Source organism: Streptomyces sp. JLBG701, assembly GCF_058544905.1.
Genome location: NZ_CM178588.1, coordinates 9,293,054 through 9,314,013 on the forward strand (window position 1 = coordinate 9,293,054; position 20,960 = coordinate 9,314,013).

The 20,960-nt window shown below is 70.5% G+C and carries 15 protein-coding genes; 7 read left to right on the forward strand and 8 right to left on the reverse strand.

What is annotated here, in order from left to right; genetic code table 11:
• Positions 1-51 precede the first annotated feature (51 nt).
• On the reverse strand, positions 52-1,857 hold the full coding sequence (locus tag AC5DRG_RS42595; RefSeq protein ID WP_491805217.1) for a 3-hydroxyacyl-CoA dehydrogenase family protein: 1,806 nt from the start codon (positions 1,855-1,857) through the stop codon (positions 52-54).
• A gap of 394 nt (positions 1,858-2,251) precedes the next feature.
• Here AC5DRG_RS42595 and AC5DRG_RS42600 point away from each other — a divergent pair, with 394 nt between their 5' ends.
• Positions 2,252-2,827, forward strand: coding sequence for an adenylosuccinate lyase (locus AC5DRG_RS42600; protein ID WP_491805218.1), 576 nt, complete (start codon positions 2,252-2,254; stop codon positions 2,825-2,827).
• Positions 2,828-3,072: 245 nt separating this feature from the next.
• On the opposite strand, the gene AC5DRG_RS42605 is transcribed toward AC5DRG_RS42600, so the two are convergent.
• On the reverse strand, positions 3,073-4,656 hold the full coding sequence (locus tag AC5DRG_RS42605; protein ID WP_491805219.1) for an alpha/beta hydrolase: 1,584 nt from the start codon (positions 4,654-4,656) through the stop codon (positions 3,073-3,075).
• 134 nt (positions 4,657-4,790) lie between these two features.
• Entirely contained in the window at positions 4,791-5,828 is a 1,038-nt protein-coding gene (locus AC5DRG_RS42610) for an Rv2578c family radical SAM protein (RefSeq protein ID WP_491805220.1), read from the reverse strand.
• Between the two features lie 170 nt (positions 5,829-5,998).
• Between AC5DRG_RS42610 and AC5DRG_RS42615 the strand changes: the two genes are divergently transcribed.
• The 4 genes from AC5DRG_RS42615 to AC5DRG_RS42630 all read left to right on the forward strand — a co-directional run bounded on the left by AC5DRG_RS42615 (position 5,999) and on the right by AC5DRG_RS42630 (position 12,532).
• A complete protein-coding gene (locus tag AC5DRG_RS42615) occupies positions 5,999-6,442 on the forward strand; it encodes an SRPBCC family protein (protein WP_491805221.1) in 444 nt (147 codons plus the stop codon).
• Between the two features lie 152 nt (positions 6,443-6,594).
• Positions 6,595-9,018 (forward strand): MFS transporter, encoded by a 2,424-nt coding sequence (locus AC5DRG_RS42620; RefSeq protein WP_491805222.1) that lies wholly within the window; start codon positions 6,595-6,597, stop codon positions 9,016-9,018.
• A gap of 143 nt (positions 9,019-9,161) precedes the next feature.
• A complete protein-coding gene (locus AC5DRG_RS42625; protein WP_491805223.1) occupies positions 9,162-11,642 on the forward strand; it encodes a SpoIIE family protein phosphatase in 2,481 nt (826 codons plus the stop codon).
• Between the two features lie 164 nt (positions 11,643-11,806).
• On the forward strand, positions 11,807-12,532 hold the full coding sequence (locus AC5DRG_RS42630) for a methyltransferase domain-containing protein (protein WP_491805224.1): 726 nt from the start codon (positions 11,807-11,809) through the stop codon (positions 12,530-12,532).
• A gap of 20 nt (positions 12,533-12,552) precedes the next feature.
• Here AC5DRG_RS42630 and AC5DRG_RS42635 read toward each other — a convergent pair whose 3' ends face one another.
• Both AC5DRG_RS42635 and AC5DRG_RS42640 read right to left on the reverse strand, forming a co-directional pair.
• Positions 12,553-13,230, reverse strand: coding sequence for a response regulator (locus AC5DRG_RS42635; RefSeq protein ID WP_491805225.1), 678 nt, complete (start codon positions 13,228-13,230; stop codon positions 12,553-12,555).
• Positions 13,227-14,390, reverse strand: coding sequence for a sensor histidine kinase (locus tag AC5DRG_RS42640; protein ID WP_491813307.1), 1,164 nt, complete (start codon positions 14,388-14,390; stop codon positions 13,227-13,229). The genes AC5DRG_RS42635 and AC5DRG_RS42640 overlap by 4 nt, the downstream gene beginning before the upstream one ends.
• Before the next feature lie 307 nt (positions 14,391-14,697).
• Between AC5DRG_RS42640 and AC5DRG_RS42645 the strand changes: the two genes are divergently transcribed.
• Positions 14,698-15,387, forward strand: coding sequence for an ABC transporter ATP-binding protein (locus AC5DRG_RS42645; protein WP_491805226.1), 690 nt, complete (start codon positions 14,698-14,700; stop codon positions 15,385-15,387).
• Positions 15,384-17,744: an ABC transporter permease gene (locus tag AC5DRG_RS42650; protein ID WP_491805227.1), complete on the forward strand. Its 2,361-nt coding sequence runs from the start codon at positions 15,384-15,386 to the stop codon at positions 17,742-17,744. Before AC5DRG_RS42645 ends, AC5DRG_RS42650 begins: the two co-directional genes overlap by 4 nt.
• Before the next feature lie 18 nt (positions 17,745-17,762).
• Here AC5DRG_RS42650 and AC5DRG_RS42655 read toward each other — a convergent pair whose 3' ends face one another.
• The 3 genes from AC5DRG_RS42655 to AC5DRG_RS42665 all read right to left on the reverse strand — a co-directional run bounded on the left by AC5DRG_RS42655 (position 17,763) and on the right by AC5DRG_RS42665 (position 20,927).
• Complete coding sequence (locus tag AC5DRG_RS42655; protein ID WP_491805228.1) at positions 17,763-18,560, reverse strand: hypothetical protein; 798 nt, start codon at positions 18,558-18,560, stop codon at positions 17,763-17,765.
• 82 nt (positions 18,561-18,642) lie between these two features.
• A complete protein-coding gene (locus AC5DRG_RS42660) occupies positions 18,643-19,677 on the reverse strand; it encodes an FAD-binding oxidoreductase (protein ID WP_491805229.1) in 1,035 nt (344 codons plus the stop codon).
• Entirely contained in the window at positions 19,674-20,927 is a 1,254-nt protein-coding gene (locus tag AC5DRG_RS42665; RefSeq protein WP_491805230.1) for an aromatic ring-hydroxylating oxygenase subunit alpha, read from the reverse strand. The genes AC5DRG_RS42660 and AC5DRG_RS42665 overlap by 4 nt, the downstream gene beginning before the upstream one ends.
• Positions 20,928-20,960 lie beyond the last annotated feature (33 nt).

The window sequence follows — 20,960 nt, forward strand, 5'->3', positions numbered from 1 at the left end:
TCCAGCAGCCCGCCCCAGTCCTCGCCGGCTCTGAACCAGTCGCCGGGACGATCAGCGCCGGGCATATTCGCGGAAGCCGCGACCCGTCTTGCGGCCGAGGCAGCCCGCGGCCACCAGGTGCTCCAGGAGCGGGGCCGGGGCGAGGCCGGGGTCCCGGAACTCGCGGTGCAGGACCTTCTCGATGGCCAGCGAGACGTCGAGCCCGACGACGTCCAGCAGCTCGAAGGGGCCCATCGGGTAGCCGCCGCCCAGCTTCATCGCCGCGTCAATGTCGTCAAGAGATGCATAGTGTTCCTGCACCATCTTGATCGCGTTGTTGAGGTACGGGAAAAGCAATGCGTTGACGATGAATCCAGCTCGATCGCCACAGTCAACGGCATGCTTCTTGATCTTGACGCAGACCTCGCGAACCGTTGAGTGGACGTCGTCGGTCGTCAACACCGTACGGACGACCTCGACCAGCTTCATCGCCGGTGCCGGGTTGAAGAAGTGCATCCCGATCACGTCCTGCGGACGCGAGGTGGCACGGGCACAGGCGACGACGGGCAGCGACGAGGTGGTGGTCGCCAGGACCGCGCCCGGCTTGCAGACCTTGTCCAGCGTCGCGAACAGCTGCTGCTTGACCTCCAGGTCCTCGGCGACGGCCTCCACGGCCAGATCGACGTCGGCGAAGGCGTCGTAGGAGCCGGCCGCGGTGATGCGGTCGAGGGTCTGCGCGGCGGCCTCGGCGGTCAGGCGCCCCTTGTCGACGGAGCGTGAGAGCGACTTGCCGATGCGGGCCTTGGCGGTCTGCGCCTTCTCCTCGCTGCGGGCGGCGAGGACGACCTCGTACCCGGCCTTGGCGAAGACCTCCGCGATGCCGGACGCCATGGTGCCGGAGCCCGCGACACCGACGGAGCGCACGGGGCGGCCAGGGGTCTCCAGAGCGCCGGCCGACGGGGTCAGCGCGTCCGGCACGACCGTCGCGCTGCCGGGCGCCTCGTAGGTGTAGAAGCCGCGCCCCGACTTGCGGCCGGTCAGGCCCGCCTGGCTGAGCTGCTTGAGGATGGGCGCGGGGGCGTGCAGCCGGTCGTGGGACTCGGAGTACATGGCCTCCAGGACCGTACGGGCCGTGTCGACGCCGATCAGGTCCAACAGGGCGAGGGGGCCCATGGGCAGTCCGCAGCCGAGCCGCATCGCCGCGTCGATGTCCTCGCGGGAGGCGTACCTGGCCTCGTACATCGCGGCGGCCTGGTTGAGGTAGCCGAACAGCAGGCCGTCCGCGACGAATCCGGGGCGGTCGCCGACCGCGACGGGCTCCTTGCCGAGGTCCAGGGCGAGGTTGGTGACCGCGGTGACGGCCGTGGGCGCGGTCAGCACGGACGAGACGACCTCGACCAGCCGCATCGCCGGTGCCGGGTTGAAGAAGTGCAGGCCCAGCACCCGCTCGGGGCGCGCCGAGTCGGCGGCCAGGCGCGTCACGGACAGGGCGTTGGTGCCGGTCGCGAGGATCGTCTCGGGGCGCACGATCCCGTCGAGCTCGCGGAAGATCTGGTGCTTGATCTCGTACGACTCCGGGGCCACCTCGATGACGAGGTCGGCGTCGGCCGCGGCCCGGAGGTCGGTGGAGGTGCGGACCCGGGCGAGGACGTCCGCGCGCTCCTGCTCGGTGAGGCGCCCGCGCTGCACGGCACGGGCGGTCGAGGACTCCAGGGCGGCGACGGCCTTGGCGGTCGCGGCCTCGCTGATGTCGATGCCGACGACCTCGCGGCCGGCCTTGGCGAGGACCTCGGCGATGCCGGTGCCCATCGTGCCGAGGCCGACGACGGCAATGGTCTTGAGCGGGGACAGAGGGGTGTCGGACAGGGGAGTGGCCATCGCGGGACTCCAGGAATGAGGGTGGTGACGACTGGGAACGCGCCCGGTGCGCCGAGGGGAAGCCCCCGTGAATGGCGCACCGGATGCGGCGAGTTGAAAGGAGTGCGGGTGGTTTCGGGCTGCGAGCGCACACGCCCGGTGTCGTAGTCGCGGGCGTGCACACGCCCGGAGAACGGTGAGGTCCGACCGGCTCTGTCCCAAGCCGTGCCGTACTGCGGTACGCGAGGTACCGAACCGACTGCACTCGCAGTGGCTGCGTCACCAGGCCACCGCGAGGAGGAGAGCGAGTGGGTAACTCGCTCGTCTGAGCTTAACCCGCGGGTAACGAGCGCGCTAGTCCCCGAGTTTGTGATGTACGTCCCGGGTTGCGGGCGGCGCGTCTACTCTCGCCTTCATGGACGAAGAGTTGCGATCAGTCACGGAGCGCTTACGGCAGGAGTCGGCGGCCTCCGCGGCCTACGAGCGGCTGGCGGCGACCGGGGACCACGACGAACTGGCGGGTGTGCTCACCGCGCCCGGACAGCCGCTGTGGGCCAGGGAGTTGGCCGCGTTCCGGCTGGGGCTGGCAGGCGACCCCCGTGCCTTCGAGGCCCTCGTCCTCTTCCTCAACCACCGCGAACCGCAACGCTGCGCTTCAGCGGCGTACGCCCTGGCCCGTCTCGGCGACCCCCGCACCGCCCGAGCGGCCGCCGCCCTCGCCACCAACGAACTCCGCGTCGCCTACGCCCTGCACCCGATCCGCCTCCTGACGGAGTTGCGCGCCCCCGAGTCGGTACCGGCCCTGATCACCACCCTGGAGCGCCGCCTACGCCCGCACGACCCGTACCGCCGGGTCGCCCTCGCCTGCGTGGAGGGCCTCGGAGCCCTGGGCGACAACCGGGCCAGCCCCGTACTGAACGAGGCGCTCGCCCACCCGGCACTTGCGGAGGCGGCGGTACGCGCGCTTGCGGACATCGCGAAGCAACGGTAACGAGCGCGCTGCTGGATAGGCGGTTCGCTTGCCGCGGGTCCGGTGGGGGCTGGTCGCGCAGTTCCCCGCGCCCCTTACGGGGCGCTGCACAACACCGGCGTTCACCAGCCCGTCATGCTGCTGCCGTCACCCTGCTCGAAGCGAGCGCGGCGTCGTGTCGAGGAACGACTGCGGGATGAGGCCTCGGTGCGCGGTCTTGTCGGGGGTGGCGCGAACCCCACCCCCGACGGGTTATCAGGCCGGGCTCAGCTGTGGAAGCCGAGCAGGCCGTGCAGGGTCGAGCCGCGGGATGTGGACGGTGTTGACTTCTTGCTCAGGGGCTTCGGGGCGGGCAGGGCGTCGCACGCCGCGTCCACCTCGCCGCCGGCGCTATTGCGTGGGACCGTGCCGTCGGTCAGGTACTTCGCCAGGTGTTTGTCCAGGCAGGTGTTTCCGCTCAGGGTGATGCCGTGGTTTCCGCCGCCCTGTTCGACCACCAGGCTGGAGTCGTGCAGGAGGCGGTGGACTGTCACGCCGCCCTCGTACGGGGTGGCGGCGTCGTTCGTGGCCTGGAACAGCAGGGCCGGAGGCAGCTCGGTGTTGGTGATGTCCACCGGTTCCTGGGACTCCGTCGGCCAGAACGCGCACGGCGCGTTGTACCAGGCGTTGTTCCAGGTCATGAACGGTGCCTTTTCGTACACCGCCCAGTTGTCGTCGCGCCACTGGTCCCAGTCGCGCGGCCATGAGGTGTCACGGCACTGCACCGACGTATAGATGCTGTAGCTGTTGTCGCCGGAGGCGTCGACCGCGGCGAAGTTCTCGTACGCCTCGACCAGGGGGTCGGCGTCCTTGTCGTTCACGTAGGCCGCGAACGCCCCCGCGAGGTAGGGCCAGTAGCCGTTGTAGTAGCCGCCGGGCATGAAGGTGTCCTCCAGCTCCGAGGCGCCCACCTTGCCCCCGGCCGGCTTCGCGGCGAGGGCCGCGCGCATCGCGTACCACATGGCCTCGACCGTCTCCGGGTCGGTGCCGAGCTTGTACGTCGCGTCGTACTTCGCGACCCAGGCCAGGAAGGCCCGGTGACGGTCGTTGAAGGCGTAGTCCTGCGCGATGTTGTCGTCGTACCAGACGCCGGTCGGGTCGACGATCGAGTCCAGGACCAGGCGGCGGACGCGGTCCGGGAAGAGCTTGGCGTACACCGCGCCGAGGTAGGTGCCGTAGGAGTAGCCGAAGTAGTTGAGCCGCTCCGCGCCGAGCGCCTTGCGGATCGAGTCCATGTCCTGCACGGCGCTGACGGTGTTGATGTACGGCAGCACGCTCGCGTACTTCGTGCCGCACGCGTCGGCGAAGGACCTGGCGCGGTCGAGGTTGGCCTTTTCCAGGGCGAAGGTGCTCGGCACGGAGTCCGGGCGCGCCGGATCGAAGTGGCCCGGCGAGCAGTCCAGCGCGGGCTTGCTCGCGCCCACTCCGCGCGGGTCGAAGCCGATGACGTCGTACTGGGACGCCACCGCCTTGGGCAGCGCGGACGTCACGTGCCCGGCGAGCGACAGGCCGCTGCCGCCGGGACCGCCGGGGTTGACCAGCAGCGGGCCCTGGTACTTCTTCGCGGTGTGCGGGACGCGGGACAGCGCGAGCGTGATCCGCCGCCCGCTGGGGTTCGCGTAGTCGAGTGGCACCTCGACGGACGAGCACTGGAGTCTCGGGTAGGCGGTGGTGCCGCACTTCTTCCAGGTGAGTGCCGCGGCTTGGGCGGTTTCCGCGACGCGCGGCGCGCTCGCGTCGGCGGGGACGGCCGTGAAGGTTCCGGCCAGCACGACGGCGGCGCCACACAGTACGGTTGCGCGTTTCCTCATGAGTCTCCCAGGGCGGAGGGGCTTCGGGTCGCGAAGGTCACGACCTGGGCCGCATCGTCCCGGAAAGGGCGCCCGGAACCACTCGTTCTGGCGACACATGACCCGATTGGGTCGAATGATGCGCTCGAACGCTCTCAGATCAATGTGAGTTGGGTCGGTTCGGGCATCGCGGGCTGCGCCGGCTCCGGCTCCCGGACGCGGCGTGGCATCTCCGCGCGCTCGGGGCCGATGCCGTACTCCTGGGCCAGTTCGTGGACCTGACGGGTGATCCGGCGCTGGTACCACTTCGGGGCGTAGGCGCCGTCCGCGTACAGCCGCTCGTAACGCCGGACCAGATGCGGGTGGTGCTGCCCGAGCCAGGCCATGAACCACTCGCGCGCGCCGGGGCGCAGATGCAGCACCAGCGGGGTGACGGACGTGGCCCCGGAGGCGGCTATCGCCCTTACCGTGGCGCGCAGTTGGGCCGGGTGGTCGCTCAGGAACGGGAGCACCGGGGCCATCAGGACACCGCAGCCGATACCGTGCTCGCTCAGGGTGCGAACGACGTCCAGTCGGCGCTCGGGCGCCGGTGTGCCCGGCTCGACGGTGCGCCACAGCTCGGGGTCGGTGAAGCCGACGGAGACCGAGACGCCTACGTCGGTGACCTGCGAGGCCTGCACCAACAGGTCGAGGTCGCGCAGGATCAGCGTGCCCTTGGTCAGGATCGAGAACGGGTTCGCGTGGTCGCGCAGGGCGGAGAGGATGCCCGGCATCAGCCCGTAGCGGCCCTCCGCGCGCTGGTAGCAGTCGACGTTGGTGCCCATCGCTATGTGCTCGCCGAGCCAGCGGCGTGAGCCGAGCTGGCGGCGCAGCAGGTCCGGCGCGTTCACCTTGACCACGATCTGCGAGTCGAAGCCGAGCCCCGTGTCGAGGTCCAGATAGCTGTGCGTCTTACGGGCGAAGCAGTACACACACGCGTGCGTGCAGCCCCGATAGGGGTTCACCGTCCACTCGAAGGGCATCCGGGAGGCCCCCGGCACGCGGTTGATGATCGATTTGGCCCGGATCTCGTGGAAGGTGATTCCACGGAACTCCGGCGTGTCGAAAGTGCGGGTGGTGACCGCGTCCGCGCCGAACAGCGCGGCGTCGGCCGGGCCGACGGTGGACTCCGCTGTGAGGTTCTCCCAGCGCATGACGCCTCCTCGGTATCGCTGCGCCACATAATAGAACACTTGTTCCCTTGATCGTGCGACCTTGCCTTTCCGGCGTGTTCCGATCACTTCGAGGCCCCCGATTTGGGTGGCCGGGCAGCGGGGTGGTTGGCTTGCTCCAACCCCCGAGAAATCAGGTCCTGGAGGAAGCAATGGCGCAGGTCGAAGCCACTACTGAGCGGGTCGTCGCGGCGGACGCGGAGAAGGTGTTCGACGCTCTCGCCGACTACACCGGCACGCGCGCGAAACTGCTCTCCGATCACTTCAGCGAGTACGAGGTGCGCGAGGGCGGCGACGGCGAGGGCACCCTCGTCCACTGGAAGCTCCAGGCCACCAGCAAGCGCGTCCGCGACTGCCTCCTGGAGGTCAGCGAGCCCACCAACGGTGAACTCGTCGAGAAGGACCGCAACTCCACGATGGTCACCACCTGGCGGGTCACCCCGGCCGGCGAGGGCAAGTCCCGGGTCGTCGTCACGAGTACCTGGAACGGCGCCAGTGGCATCGGCGGCTTCTTCGAGCGGACCTTCGCGCCCAAGGGTCTCGGCCGGATCTACGACGAGGTGCTCGACAAACTCGCCACCGAGGTCGAGAAGTAGCTCCAACGCCCCGATCGCCGACGGTCGTTGATCTTCTCACCGGTTCGAGTGGATCTCCCCGCGGTCGGATTGAGGCCGTAACTCGTCGTGCTTGTTCGTAGTTGTCGCATAACGCGGGAATTGTGCGACAGGCGCGACGAGGGGAGCGGTACGTGGGCGGGACGACTCTGGTGCAGGCGGAACCGGTCGCGACGCCCCCGGAGGATCCCCCAGCGGCTCCGGCCGCGGCGGTCGAACTCGGGCCGCGCCAGGTGCGGTTGGTCTTCATCGGGCTGTTGCTCGCCCTGCTCCTCGCCGCCCTGGAGCAGATGATCGTCGCCACCGCGCTCCCGAAGATCGTCGGCGAGCTGCACGGCCTGGACAAGATGTCCTGGGCGATCACCGCCTATCTGCTCACGGCCACCATCGGATTGCCGATCTACGGCAAGCTCGGCGACCTCCTCGGCCGCAAGGGCGTCTTCCAGTTCGCGATCGTCGTCTTCGTCGTGGGCTCCGCGCTCGCCGGCCGGGCGCAGACCATGGACCAGCTGATCGCCTTCCGCGCCGTCCAGGGCGTCGGTGCGGGCGGGCTCATGATCGGTGTGCAGGCGATCATCGCGGACATCGTGCCGCCACGGCAGCGCGGCCGTTTCATGGGCCTGATCGGCGCCGCCTTCGGGCTCGCCTCCGTCGCGGGCCCGCTCCTGGGCGGCTACTTCACGGACCACCTCTCCTGGCGCTGGTGCTTCTACATCAACGTGCCCTTCGGCCTGCTCACCCTGGCCGTCGTCACCGTCGTACTCAAACTGCCGAAGCCAGCGGCGAAGGCCCGACTCGACGTCCCCGGCGCGCTGTTGCTCGCCGCGGCCTCCACCTGCCTCGTCCTGCTGACCAGTTGGGGCGGCACCGAGTACGCCTGGGACTCGCGCGTCATCCTCGGCCTCGGCGCCGGAGCGGGCGCCGCCATCGTCCTCTTCCTCGTCGCCGAACACTTCGCCGCCGAACCCCTCATGCCGCTGCGGCTGTTCAAGGACTCCGTCTTCAACATCACCGGCCTGGTGGGCCTCGTGATCGGCGTCGCGCTGTTCGGCGCCGCGAGCTATCTGCCGACCTTCCTGCAGATGGTCGACGGAGCGAGCGCCACCGAGTCGGGTCTGCTGATGCTGCCCATGATGGGCGGCATCGTCGGCGCCTCGGTCGTCTCCGGACAGCTCATCAGCGTCACCGGTCGCTACAAGGTCTACCCGATCCTCGGCAGCCTGCTCTCCGTGCTGGGCATGTGGCTGCTGTCCCGGCTCGAAATCGACACGCCCCGGCTGCACTACAGCCTCTGGATGGCCGTCCTCGGCGCCGGCATCGGCATGGTGATGCCGGTCCTGATCCTCGCCGTGCAGAACTCCGTGGACCCCGCCGACCTCGGTACCGCGACGAGCGCCAACAACTACTTCCGGCAGATCGGTGGAAGCGTCGGCGCGGCGATTTTCGGCACCCTCTTCGCGGACCGGCTCACCGACTCCCTGGCACAGCGCCTCCCCACGCATACGGGGCTGCCCGACCCCGAGTCCATCACCCCGCAGCTCGTCCACGCCCTGCCGCCCGCGCTGCGCGACGGCTACATCCGGGCCTACGCCGACGCCATGCCGCGGATCTTCCTCTACCTCGTGCCGGTCCTCGTCCTCGGCCTGCTCATCTCCTTCTTCCTCAAGGAGACCCCCCTGTTGAACAGAGCAGCCGCCCCCCACGCCCCCGAGACGGAGACCGTGAACGCCCCCATCCCGCAAGCCCGTTCGCCGTACACCGCCGGAATCCCCGTCTGCGGGACCGTCCAGCACCCCGACGGGACCGTCGTACCCCGCGCGGCCCTCACGCTCATCGACGTCACCGGGGCGCAGATCGGGCGGGGCGCGAGCGGCGAGGACGGGCGGTACGCGCTGTCCACGCCCGGCTCGGGGGCGTACGTCCTCATCGCCGCCGCGGGCGGCCACCAGCCGCAGGCCGTCTCCGTGACCGTCGGCGAGTGCCCCGTGGAGCTCGATGTCGTCCTCGGCGGCGCCGGACGCCTCGCGGGCACCGTGGTCACCGGGGACGGCACCCCGGTCCGGGACGCCACCGTCACGCTCACCAACGTCCACGGCGAGGTCGTCGCCAGCACCCGCAGCGGGCGCGAGGGCGGCTACGTCATCACCGAACTGGTGGCCGGCGAGTACACCCTCGCCGCCGGCGCGCCAGCGTTCCGGCCGGCCGCGCTCCCCATCACCGTCCAGGCGTCCCGGGAGACCCGCCAGGACATCGAACTCGCGGGCGGCGCCGTGCTGCGCGGCACCGTGCGGTCCGGCGGCGAGCGAAGCGAGATGGGGGTCCCCCCGCCCGGAGGGTGGGGGAGGCCCGTCGAGGACGCGCGCGTCACGCTGCTCGACGCCGCCGGCAACGTCGTCGACACGCTCACCACCGGCCCCGACGGCACCTTCCGCTTCGTCGACCTCTCCTCCGGCGAGTACACGGTCATCGCCGCCGGATACCCGCCCGTGGCCACCGTGCTCCAAGTGGCGGGAGGGGGAAGGACGGAGCGAGACCTCCAGCTGGGACATGAGGACTGAGCCGATCTCTCCGGCCAATCCCGCACGCCGGAGCCGTCGCCCGCGACCAATTCCCGAATTGCCACCCCTCGCAACCGGCCGACGCCGTACCGTGGTGAGGCGGCACAGATCTTGCGGAGCCGTGGGGAGAGAGGGCCTTGGCCATGGACCGTGGCGCAGAGAGGGACGCACCTCCCAGCCGCGGAGCTGGGAACGGCGCGGTGGTGGAACATGCCGCGACCGGCCGCATCCCCCTGGCCGTGGTCGTGATCGACCGCGAGGGGCTGGTCTCCCACTGGAGCAGGGGCGCGCGGCGGCTGTTCGGCGCCTCCAGGGAGGACGCGATCGGCCGGTCGGCGCTTGACCTTCTCCCCGTCTCCGGAGCCCTGCCCGAAGAGGAGGACGTCACCCCGTACGGGGCGTACGCGGCGTACGACGGCCTCGGACCCGACCTCGAATCGTCCCTCGACGGACGGCTGTCCTACCCGGCGGCCGGCCGCGCCCGCCTCACCGTGCCTGAGACCGGCCGGGTGGACGTCCTGTGGTGGGCGTACCCCTTGGTGGGACCGGGACGGGAGAAGCTGCTGGTACTGGCCGCCGACGCGGACGGACTGCGGCCGGAGGTATCCGAGGACTCCGAAGACTTCGCCGACGACGTGGCGTTCGAGCGCATCGCGCCCGGTTTCGCCCTGCACACCGACTTCCCCGGCGCCGAGGAACTCGCCCGCAGACTCCCCGAGATCCTGCCCAGCATGAGTGTCGACGAGGGCGCCCGGATCGTCGCGCAGATCCTCGAACTGGGCTATCCCGTCCTGGAGTTCAGCCAGAACGACCGCGTCCCCGTCACCCCCGACTGGGGCGTACCCCGCCGGGCCGAGCGCAAGGCCCGCCGCGAGCGGGCGGCGCTCGCCGCGGCCGAGGGCCTGCCCACGCCGCAGGAGAACGCCGACGACGCCGAGGACCTCGAATACGTCGCCGTACGCGAGCGCCTGGAGTTCCTCAACGAGGTCAGCGGCCGCATCGGCACCTCGCTCGACCTGGCGAAGACCATCATCGAGGTCAGCAGGGCCGTCGTCCCGCGCTTCACCGACGTCGCCGGCACCTATCTGCGCGAACAGGTCGTCGCCGGCGAGGGGTTCCCGGACGGTGTGCCGGACACGACCACCATGTGGCACCGGGTCGCCGTCGAACACACCGACGAACCCGGCCGCTGGGACGACGTCGTGCCGGTCGGCGAGGCCATGCCGTTCCCGGCCCACACCCCGTTCTTCCAGTGCATGACCAGCGGCGACCCCGTCCTCGTGCCGCGCATCAGCGAGGAGATGGGCCACGCCATCGCCTCGCAGTTCGAGAAGCGCGACATCCGGCCGCTGATCACCGGCCGCTCCATGCTGGTCGTACCGCTGAAGGCACGCAATGTCGTCCTCGGCTTCATGATCCTGCTGCGCCACCCCGAGCGCGTCGAGTTCAACGACATGGACCGGGTCACCGGCGCCGAACTCGCCGCCCGCGCGGGCCTCGTGCTCGACAACGCGCGCATGTACACCTACCAGGAGAGCGTCGCCGAGACCCTCCAGGACAGCATGCTGCCGCACATCCCGCCGCGCATGGCGGGCTGCGACATCGCCACCCGCTATCTGCCGGGCACGCTCCTTGGCCGCGTGGGCGGCGACTGGTTCGACTCGGTGAAGCTGCCCGGCGCCCGCACCGCCCTCGTCGTCGGCGACGTCATGGGCCACGGCCTCAACTCGGCCGCGATGATGGGCCAGTTGCGAACAGCCGTGCAGACCATGGCCGCCCTCGACCTGCCCCCGGAACAGCTCCTGCGCAACCTCGACGACCTCGCCCAGCGCCTCGGCGACACCTACCTCGCGACCTGTCTGTACGCCGTCTACGACCCGATCGCCGGCGAGCTCCACATCGCCAACGCGGGCCATATTCCACCGGTGTTGGTCCGCGCCGAGGACGGCCGCAGCGAGCTGCTCGACCTGCCCACGGGCGCGCCCATCGGCGTCGGCGGGGTGCCCTTCGAGGCGGTACGCGTGCGCGTGGAGCCCGGCGACCGGCTCGTGATGTGCACCGACGGCCTCGTGGAGGTGCGCGGCGAGGACATCGGCGTAGGCCTCGCCACGCTCTGCGAGTCCGCCGCCCACCCGGCCGCGTCCATGGACGACGCCTGCGACACCATCATCCGCGCCCTCAACACTCGCGGCGGCCGCAAGGACGACGTGGCCCTCCTGCTGGCCCGACTCAACGGCATCGGGGAGGACGACGTGGCCGAATGGCGGCTCCCCGTCGACCCGATCGAGGTCGGCAGGGCGCGTGCGGTGGTCCGCGAACAGCTCCACGAGTGGGGCCTGGCCAAGCTGGCGGACAACGCCGAGCTGCTGGTCAGCGAGCTCGTCACCAACGCCGTACGGCACTCCCGCAGTCGCCCCGTACAACTGCGCCTCGTGCGCGGTGACACGCTGCTGTGCGAGGTGGACGACGACGATCACGAGCTGCCGAGCCTGCTCACCGCCGGATCCGGTGACGAAATCGGGCGCGGTCTGCACGTGGTCGGCACGCTGGCCCGGGAGTGGGGTACCAGCCGTACGGCGGCCGGAAAGACCGTCTGGTTCGAACTGACGTTGCCGCGACGCTGACGGCATGCCGGGAATCAAGGGGCGCAGGGGGCGCGCAACCGCGTACACCACTCGAATGAGCGGTGAAGGAATGCGCCATGCGCTTGTGGCTGTAACCAGGGCGCGATAAACCGTACTGGCCCGTCACTTACGACGGGTTCGGTGTCGCCACCTGGGGGTTCGGCATGAGCGTGACGAGTCGGTACCGGGAAGCCTGGGAGGGCTTCTGGCGAGAAGCCTCCGATGACGAGGGAGCCGTGTTCTGGGACGCGTCGCCCGTCCTGACCGCGGCCCTCCATCTCGCCCTCTTCGAGCCATATCTGACGGACCCTCAACTTCCTTTGGTGGACCTGGGCTGCGGCAACGGCACCCAGACGCGCTACCTCGCCGACCGGTTCCGGCACGTCATGGGCGCCGACCTGGCCGCCGCCGCCCTCGACCACGCCCGGCAGGCCGACCCGGCGGGCCAGGCGACGTACCGACTCCTCGACGCCACCGAGAAGACCGAGGCCGAGACGCTGCACGCGGAACTCGGCGACGCCAATGTCTATATGCGCGGCGTGCTCCACCAGGTCGAACCCGACGACCGGCAGTCCCTGGTGGACGGGATCGCCACGCTCGCCGGCGACCGCGGCCGGGTCTTCCTCGTCGAACTCTCCGAGGCGGCCCGCCCCGTCCTCATGGGCCTGGCGCAGAGCCCCGGGGGGCCGCCGCCCAAACTCGCGCCGATCTTCCGGCACGGCATCGCACCCGGCGAGGTGGCCGACGACGCGGTGCCCGTGTATCTGGGATCGGCCGGACTCACGGTCCTGGCGAGCGGCGAACTGCCTCTGACCACCACGGAGTTCACGCCCGACGGCACCCGGATCGAGCTGCCGTCGAAGTGGCTGGTGGCGGGACGTACGGCCTGACACGCCACGTAGGACTGGAGCTAGCCGTCCGTTCCCGAGCCGGGAGTGATCAGCCCCGTCTCATAGGCGGCGATCACCGCCTGGGCGCGGTCGCGGAGTTGGAGCTTGGACAGGATGCGCGCCACATGCGTCTTCACCGTGGCCTCGCTGAGCCGGAAGCCCCGGGCGAGCTCCGCGTTGCTGTGGCCGCGGGCCAGCGCCCCGAGCACCTCCAACTCCCGTGGTGTGAGCGCGGACAGGTCGCGGTGCAGGGAGGCCGTACGGATGTCGGCCGTGGCGAAACGCTCCACCAGTCGGCGCGTGATGGCGGGGGCCAGCAGGGCGTCGCCGGAACGCACCAGACGGACGGCGGCGGCGAGATGCTCGGGGGTGACGTCCTTCAGGAGGAAGCCGCTGGCACCGGCGCTCAGCGCGGCGTAGACGTACTGGTCGAGGTCGTACGTGGTCAGGATGATGACGCGCGGCGGGGACTCGCCGCCGCCCAGGATCCGGCGCGTCGCCTCCAGGCCGTCGGTGCCCGGCATCCGGATGTCCATGAGGACGACGTCCGGGAGCGTGCGCCGCACCACCGCGACCGCCTGCTCGCCGTCGGCGGCCTCCCCGACCACGTCGATGCCGTCCGCCGCGAGGATCATCCGGAAACCGGTGCGTACCAGGGCCTGGTCGTCGACGATCACCACCCGGGGTGCCTCGGTCACGCTTCCTCCACCGGGATCACGGCACGCACGCGATACCCCCCGCGCGGGCGCCTGCCGTCCTGGAGCGTACCGCCGTACACCGCGAGCCGTTCCCGCAACCCGATGAGCCCGCGACCGTTCCCGTCGGCGGACGTCGGCACACCGCCGGAATCCTGCACCTCCACCCGCAGTTCACCGGGCGCGTACTCGACGGCCACGGACACACTCGCCCCCGACGCGTGCTTCACGGCGTTCGTCAGTGCTTCCTGTACGACGCGGTAGGCGGCGAGATCCACACCCGGCGGGAGTTCGCACCGGGCCCCGGTGACGGTCAGCTCGACCGGAACTCCCGTGCCGCGCACGCCGTCCAGCAGCTCGGTCAGCCGGTCCAGGCCCGGCTGCGGTGCCAGGTCCAGGTTCCCCGGCGCGGACGAGCCGTCCGAGGCCATGGTGAGCAGGCCCATCACCTGCCGCAGCTCCGACATCGCCGTCCGCCCGGCCGCCTCCACCGCCAGCATCGCCTCGCGGGCCTGGTCCACGTTCACGTCCAGCACCTTGCGGGCCGCGCCGGCCTGAATGGTCATCATGCTCACGTTGTGCGTGACCACATCGTGCAGTTCACGGGCGATGCGCTGCCGCTCCTGGTCCACGGCGTACCGGGTGGCGGCCTCCTGCTCCGCCTGCAGGGCCCGTACCCGCTGGCGCCAGACGTGCAGGCCGTTGGCGGCCACCGCGATCGGCGTCAGCACCAGCAGCGGGATCAGGGTGCGGCTGACGTCCGGGACCAGATCGACGACGGCGAGGACCACGGCACCGGCCGCGAGACTCGCGCCGGCGGCCTTGCGGTGCGGGCTGTACATGGCGGCGCTGTACGCCGCGATCAGCACCGAGGCGAACGTGACCGCCGTGGCGTCCTCGTTGACCTCGCTCAGATGGAACAGCGCCGTGGCGCCCAGCACCGCCCAGAACGTGGCCAGCGGAGACCGCCTGCGCCAGGCGAGCGGCGCGGCGGTGAGTACCGCCAGGACCATCGCCCACCAGGGGATGGGGCCCAGGGTGTGCTCGTAGGCCCGGACGATCACACCGGCCGGGGGCGGCACGGGCGGCAGCGGCCGGTCCTCCAGCGGAATCTTGACCTCGCCGGACTCCCGCGGCACGTCGTCCACGTACGCCCGGTCCATGTTGGCGCTGATCGTGCCGACGGCCAGCACGAGGGCGAGCACGGCGTCCGCCGCCCAGGCCCAACGGGACAGCCTCGGCAGCGCACCGGACAGGGGAACCGCGATGTTCACCGGGCAAGTGTGCCAAGCCCACCGCCTCCGGGGATCCCCCCTGCGGAGCAGGAACGCGGACCTCCGGCGTACATCGCGGGGATGACACCCCCGCCGCTCCACCGAGCAGGGTACGGACCTTCCCCATCGCGGCCGACGTGCCCGCTCATGGCTCACACCTAGCTTCGGCCCAGACATCGAGCCGTGGAGGAGAGCCATGAACGAACCCCTGATCGACCTGCGCGAGGTGCGCAAGGCGTACGACGACGGCCCGCCGGCGCTGGACGGCCTGACACTGCGGGTGCGTGCCGGGGAGGCACTCGCGGTGCTCGGGCCGTCCGGCAGCGGCAAGTCGACGCTGCTCAATCTGATCGCAGGCCTCGACCGGCCCACCGAGGGCAGCGTCACCGTCGACGGGCTGCGCGTCGACGAGTTGAGCGAGAGCGCCTCGGCCCGTTACCGGCGCTCGCGGATCGGGATGGTGTTCCAGTTCTTCAACCTCCTGGACGATCTGACGGTCGCCGACAACGTGCTGCTGCCGGCCCAGCTCTCCGGCATGCCCCGGGCGAAGGCGGCCGCCCGCGCCGCCGAACTGCTCACGTACCTCGGCATCGACCGGCACGCCCGCGCCTACCCCGGCAGGCTCTCCGGGGGTGAACGGCAGCGCGTCGCCGTGGCCCGGGCGCTGATGAACCGCCCGCCGCTGCTGCTCGCCGACGAACCGACGGGGGCGCTGGACACGGCATCCGGGGCGGAGGTGCGGGAGCTGCTGCGCGAACTCAACGCGGACGGGCAGACGATCGTGCTGGTCACGCATGATCTGACGCTCGCTCACTCCTGTGCGACCCGGACGATCGAGCTGGTCGACGGGTGCATCGCGAGCGACGTTCCGGCGGTGGTGTCGTGAGCCGGCCGGACGTGCTGGGCAGCCGTCTCGGTGCCCTCGGGAAAGTGGTGCGCGCCGGGGTCGGCAGGCGACACGTGCAGACGACGGTGATCGTACTGACGACGCTGCTGTCGGTGGCGGCGTCCGTGCTCGCGGTCGGGCTGCTGGTCGCCTCGCAGGCACCGTTCGACAAGGCCTTCGCGCGACAGCACGGGGCCCATCTGACGGCCGAGTTCAAGGGAGTTGAGGCGTCGCAGCTCTCGAAGACCGCGTCCGTGAAGGGAATTGAGGCGGCCGCGGGCCCCTTCGCCGTGACCTCCGCCCGGCTGCACGCGACCGCGGGCGAACCGCCCGGCGTCGCGCCCGCACCGTTCACCGTGGCCGGACGGGCGTCGGCCGACGCCGCCGTGGACGACGTCAGCCTCGTCAACGGCCGCTGGGTGAAGGCGAAGGGCGAGATCGTCGTGGAGGCGGGCTCCGTCAACCCGGCCATGCAGATAGGCAACACGGTGAGCGCCGGCGACGTGGAGCTCACCGTGGTCGGGATCGCCGAGTCGGTGGGGGAGAGCGCCGACGCGTGGGTCGTACCGGCGCAGTTGACGGCGCTGGACGCGAAACCCTCGTACCAGATGCTCTACCGCCTCACCGACGCGGACAGTCGCGCCGATGTCGCCGCCGGTCTCAAGGCGGTCACCGCCGCCGTGCCGGACCGTACGCTCACCGGTTCGCAGTCCTATCTCGACGTCAAGCAGGCCGCCGACGCGGTCACGGGCGCCTACATTCCCTTCGTCACCGCCTTCGCGCTGCTGGGGCTCGCCATGTCGGTGCTGGTGATCGGCATCGTGGTGAGCGGTGCGGTGAGTGCGGCGACCCGGCGCATCGGGATCCTGAAGTCCCTCGGGCTCACCCCGTTCCAGGTGGGGCGGGCCTATGTGGCGCAGGCGCTGATCCCGGCGGTGGTGGGTGCGGTACTGGGCGTGTTCCTGGGCGATCTGCTCGCCGTGCCGTTGATGGCGGACGTGGCCACGTCCTACGGGACGGGCGAACTGCTGATCCCGCTGTGGGTGAACCTCGTGGTGCCCCTCGCCGTCCTCGCGGTCGTCGCCGTGACCGCGCTGGCCCCCGCGCTGCGGGCGGCCCGGCTGCGTACCGCGTCGGTGCTCGGCGTGGGCCGCGCGGCGACCGCCGCCCGGGGGCGTGGCGTACGGCATCTGCTGGGCCGGCTGCCGCTGCCCCGAGCGGTGAGCCTGGGGCTGGCGGGCCCGTTCGCCAGGCCCGCCCGTTCGGCTACGACGGCCGGGGCGGTGGCGTTCGGGGCGCTGGCGGTGACGTTCGCGATGGGCCTGGGGAGCACGCTGTTCGCGATCCAGAGCAACGGCGAACCGGACCGGGCGGCGGGGGAGGTGACAGTACGGACGATGGTGCGCGTGGAATTCGGTTCCGGGGCCGCCGGGCCGGCCGATCCGGCGACGGTCGGGGCGATGATCAAGTCCCGCCCGGAGACGGCCTCGACCTACCGCACCGCTCGTGCCGAGGTACGCGTGCCGGGTCTCAAGGGCGCGGTGCCGGTGCAGGCGTACGACGGGGACTTCGCGCACGGCCGCCGCACCATGGTGTCGGGCCGCTGGTTCGCCGCGCGCTCAGAGGCGGTGGTGGCCTCGCGCTTCCTGCAGGTGACGGGCAAGCGGATCGGGGACACGGTGACGCTGTCCGAGGAGGGCCGCACGGTCTCGCTGAAGATCGTGGGAGAGGTCTTCGACCTGAGCGAGGAGGGGCTGACACTCCGCACGTCCATGTTGTCACTGTCAGCCCTCCAAATCGACTACCAGCCCAGCGAGTTCAGCGTGACGCTCGACTCGGGAGCGGACGCCAAGAGCTACGTCGAGGCGCTCAACGCGGACCTGAAGGGGGCCGGCGCGGAGGCGTTCCTCACCGGGGTGGGAGAGTCGAGTGTCATCCTGGCCATGCAGACACTGATCGCGACGCTCACTCTCATGCTGGTGGTGGTGGCCTGCCTGGGCGTCCTCAACACGGTGGTGCTCGACACCCGCGACCGCGTCCGTGACCTGGGCATCCTCAAGGCCCTCGGCATGTCACCACGCCAGACGGTCGCCCAGGTCCTCACCTCGGTGGCGGCCATCGGCCTGGTGGCCGGTGTGATCGGCGTCCCGCTCGGCGTGCTCCTGCACGGGTACGTCATGCCCGCCATGGGCAACGCGGTCGGCACCCGGATCCCGGACTCCCTCATCGACGTGTACGACGTCCTCACCCTGACCCTGTTGGCCTTGGCCGGCGTGGTGATCGCCGTAGCGGGCGCGCTGCTGCCGGCGGGGTGGGCGGCCAGGACCCGGGTGGCGCGGGCGTTGCGGGCGGAGTGAGGGAGGGGAGGGTGTGCGTCACCGGCGCGGCGAGCGATCGGTGAGCTTCTGCCAGGCGGCGCACGCCTTCTGCCAGTCGGCATCGGCGGCTGCCCGGTCCTGATGCTGCTGTTGGAGCAGGCCCTCGCGCTCGCGCCTGCCCTGCTCCTCCCGCGCAGCCGTGTCGTCCTTGACCCGTTGGATCTCGGTCGTGATCTCCGCTGCCCGAAGTTCCTGGCCTCTACGGACGGTTTCGTATTCCCGCGCCACGTTGTCGATCTGATTGGCGAAACGCAGGACGTCGAACCGGTCGAACGCGCGCGGGTACCCCGCGCTGCGTTTGGCTTCAGGCCACTCCACATGGATGAAGGTGTAGTCGTCGACGTACTCGATCTCGGCGCTGAGTCCGATCAGCGACACTTCGTGGTCCACCTCCACCGTCGTCTCGCCTTCCCCTTGCGCGGGAACCTCCCTCACGAACTGCAGGGTGCACTGGTACAGCGCCAACTCCCCGAGCCGCAGGACGAGTTCGCCCCGCACCGGCCGTAGGAGATCCGCGCGCTCCCGCTCCAGCGTCAGGACGCGTTCCCCGCCCTTCCGCGCGATGTCCGCGAGGCCGGCATCGGCCAGGGCCACCTTTCGGTTGCCCTCGCTCTCCACCTCACGATTTCGCAGGCGGACGTCGTGGAGCCGCTGCCTCGCCTCGCTGAATTCCCGGCCAGGGGCGAGGGAGTAGCGCCACTTGTCCCCGCCGGCCGGGAAGAGGAGCAGCCGCCGACCCGCCCACACGGCCCCGCCTGCCACCGTGATCAGCAACACCCAGACAACGGTCTCCAACGTTCGCCCTCCCCAGGTGACGTCGCCAGCAGTGTTCCAGCCCGCCGGGGTCCTGCGGAACAGGTTCACGCAACCCGCCTGCTCACGCGTCGATCACGACGTCTTCCAGCGGTTTCGAGCAGCAGAGCAGGATCTTGTTCTGGGTGATCTCGCGTGGGCGGATGCCCCCGTTGTGCTGCATGTCGACGGAGCCGGAGAGCAGGGTCGTCTTGCAGGTGCCGCACATGCCCTGCGCGCACGAGGCCGGCAGGCTGAGGCCGGCCCGGGACGCGGCGGCGAGGAGCGAGGTGTCGCTGTCGCACTCGATGGTGCGTCCGCTGCGGGTGAACTCGACCTTGAAACCGGTATCCGTGGAGGCGGCGGGCGAGGTGTCGGCCGGCGTGGCCGGCGTCTCGAAGGTGAAGCTCTCCTCGTGGTAGTGGTCCATGTCCAGGCCCGCGTCCGACAGCATGTGCCGTACGGCGGCCATGTAGGGGGCGGGGCCGCAGGTGAAGACCTCCCGTTCCAGGAAGTCCGGCGCGACCTGCCGGAGCGTCTCGATCGTCAGCCTGCCGCGGTATCCGCCCCAGGGGGCGTACGGGCGGTCCTCCTCGCAGATGTGGACGACCCGGATGTTGGGCGCGGTCGCGGCGATGAGGTCGAGTTCGTGGCGGAAGACGATGTCCGCCGGGGTGCGGGCGCTGTGCACGAACACCACGTCGGCCGGGTCGGCGAGGTCGTACAGCGTCCTGGTCATCGACATCGACGGCGTCACTCCTACGCCCCCGGACAGGAAGAGGTACTTGGGCGCCGGATGCCGGGCGGTGGAGAACTCGCCGAGCGGTCCGTGCGCCCGCACGGTGTCGCCGGGACTCAGGTGGTCGTGCAGCCAGTTGGACACGAGTCCGCCCGGTATGCGTTTCACCGTGATCGAGAGGAGAAACGGGCGGGTGGGGGATGAGGAGATGGTGTAGCAGCGCTGGACCGGCCGGTCGTCGATGTCGAGGGTCAGTGTCAGGAACTGGCCCGGGTCGTGCCGGAACAGTCGGGGTTCGGCGTACTCGAACACGAACGTGGCGACGTCGTGCGTGAGCGGGTGGACCTGACGGCACACCAGCAGTTCCTCGGTCTCGGTCATGGCTGCTGCCCCAGGTGGGCCTTGAGCCTGGTCACATACCAGTTGATGAACGCCTCGACCTGCTCCTCCGTCGGGCCGTAAGGGCCGGGCATGTAGGCCGGGCTGCTGATGCCCTGGTGGGCGCGGGCGACCAGCACCGCGTCCTGGTCGTTCGTGGCCTGCCACACCTTGGTGAGGGTGTCGAGGTCGTAGTCGATGCCCTCGACGGCGTCGGCGTGCACGAGCCACGTGGTGCGGACGAGGGTGCGGTCCGGGCCGAGCGGGATCGTGGAGAACGTGATCGCGTGGTCGGCCATGAAGTGGAACCAGGAGTTGGGCTGGAGGTGCATGGACAGCCTGCCCAGGCGGGCCGTCGGGAAGTCCGCCAGCAGGCGCCTGCACGCGGCCGTGCCGTCCGGGGTGTAGGACTCCCCGGCCAGGTCGAGGGGCTCGCGCTGGATGCGGAAACCGGTGGGGCGGGTGTCGAGTTCCTCGATCTCGGCGTAGGGCAGGCCCAGTGAGTCGTAGGTCGTGCGGGCCTCGGCGTCGGCCACGAGGAAGCGCTCGTAGGCAGGGCGCAGCGCGGGCGGGATGTCCTTCTCCTGGTAGCCGTAGATGGGGAAGTAGCAGGCCTGGAGTTCGGGGTGGCCCACGCAGTGGTAGCACTCCCGGTTGTTCTCCATGGTCAGCTTCCAGTTGCCGTTCTCGATCAGGTCGATCTGCGTGGCGACTTTCGCCTTGGCGAGGTTGTGCGGTGCGAGATACGGCTCGATGCGGGCGGCGACCTCGTCGAAGTCCTCCGGCGGCTCCTCGGCCAGGCAGATGAAGAGCAGCCCGGCCACCGTGCGCGCGTGCACGGACCTCAGCCCGAAGCACGACGGGTCGAAGCCGGGCGCCTGGGACTCGGCGTACAGCAGCTTGCCGTCCACGCCGTACGTCCAACGGTGGTATCCGCAGACGATGTTGCCCACCGAGCCGCGCTCCTCGTTGAGGATGCGCGCGCCGCGGTGGCGGCAGACGTTGTGGAAGGCCCGTACGTCCTCGTCGTCGTCGCGGACGACGATGACCGAGTATGACCCGAGGGTGACCGTCACGTAGTCGCCGGGCTCGGGAAGCTCCGCCTCGGCGGCGACGAACAGCCAGTGCCGGGCGAAGACGGCCTCGATGTCGAGGTCGAAGAGCTCCTCGTCGACGTAGAACGGGGCTTCGAGGCTCTGTCCGACGGGACGTCGGGCCACGAGGCCGCGGACGTCGGATGTCGCTTGCTTCATCTCATCTCTCCGGTACGACGGGGGAGTTGACGT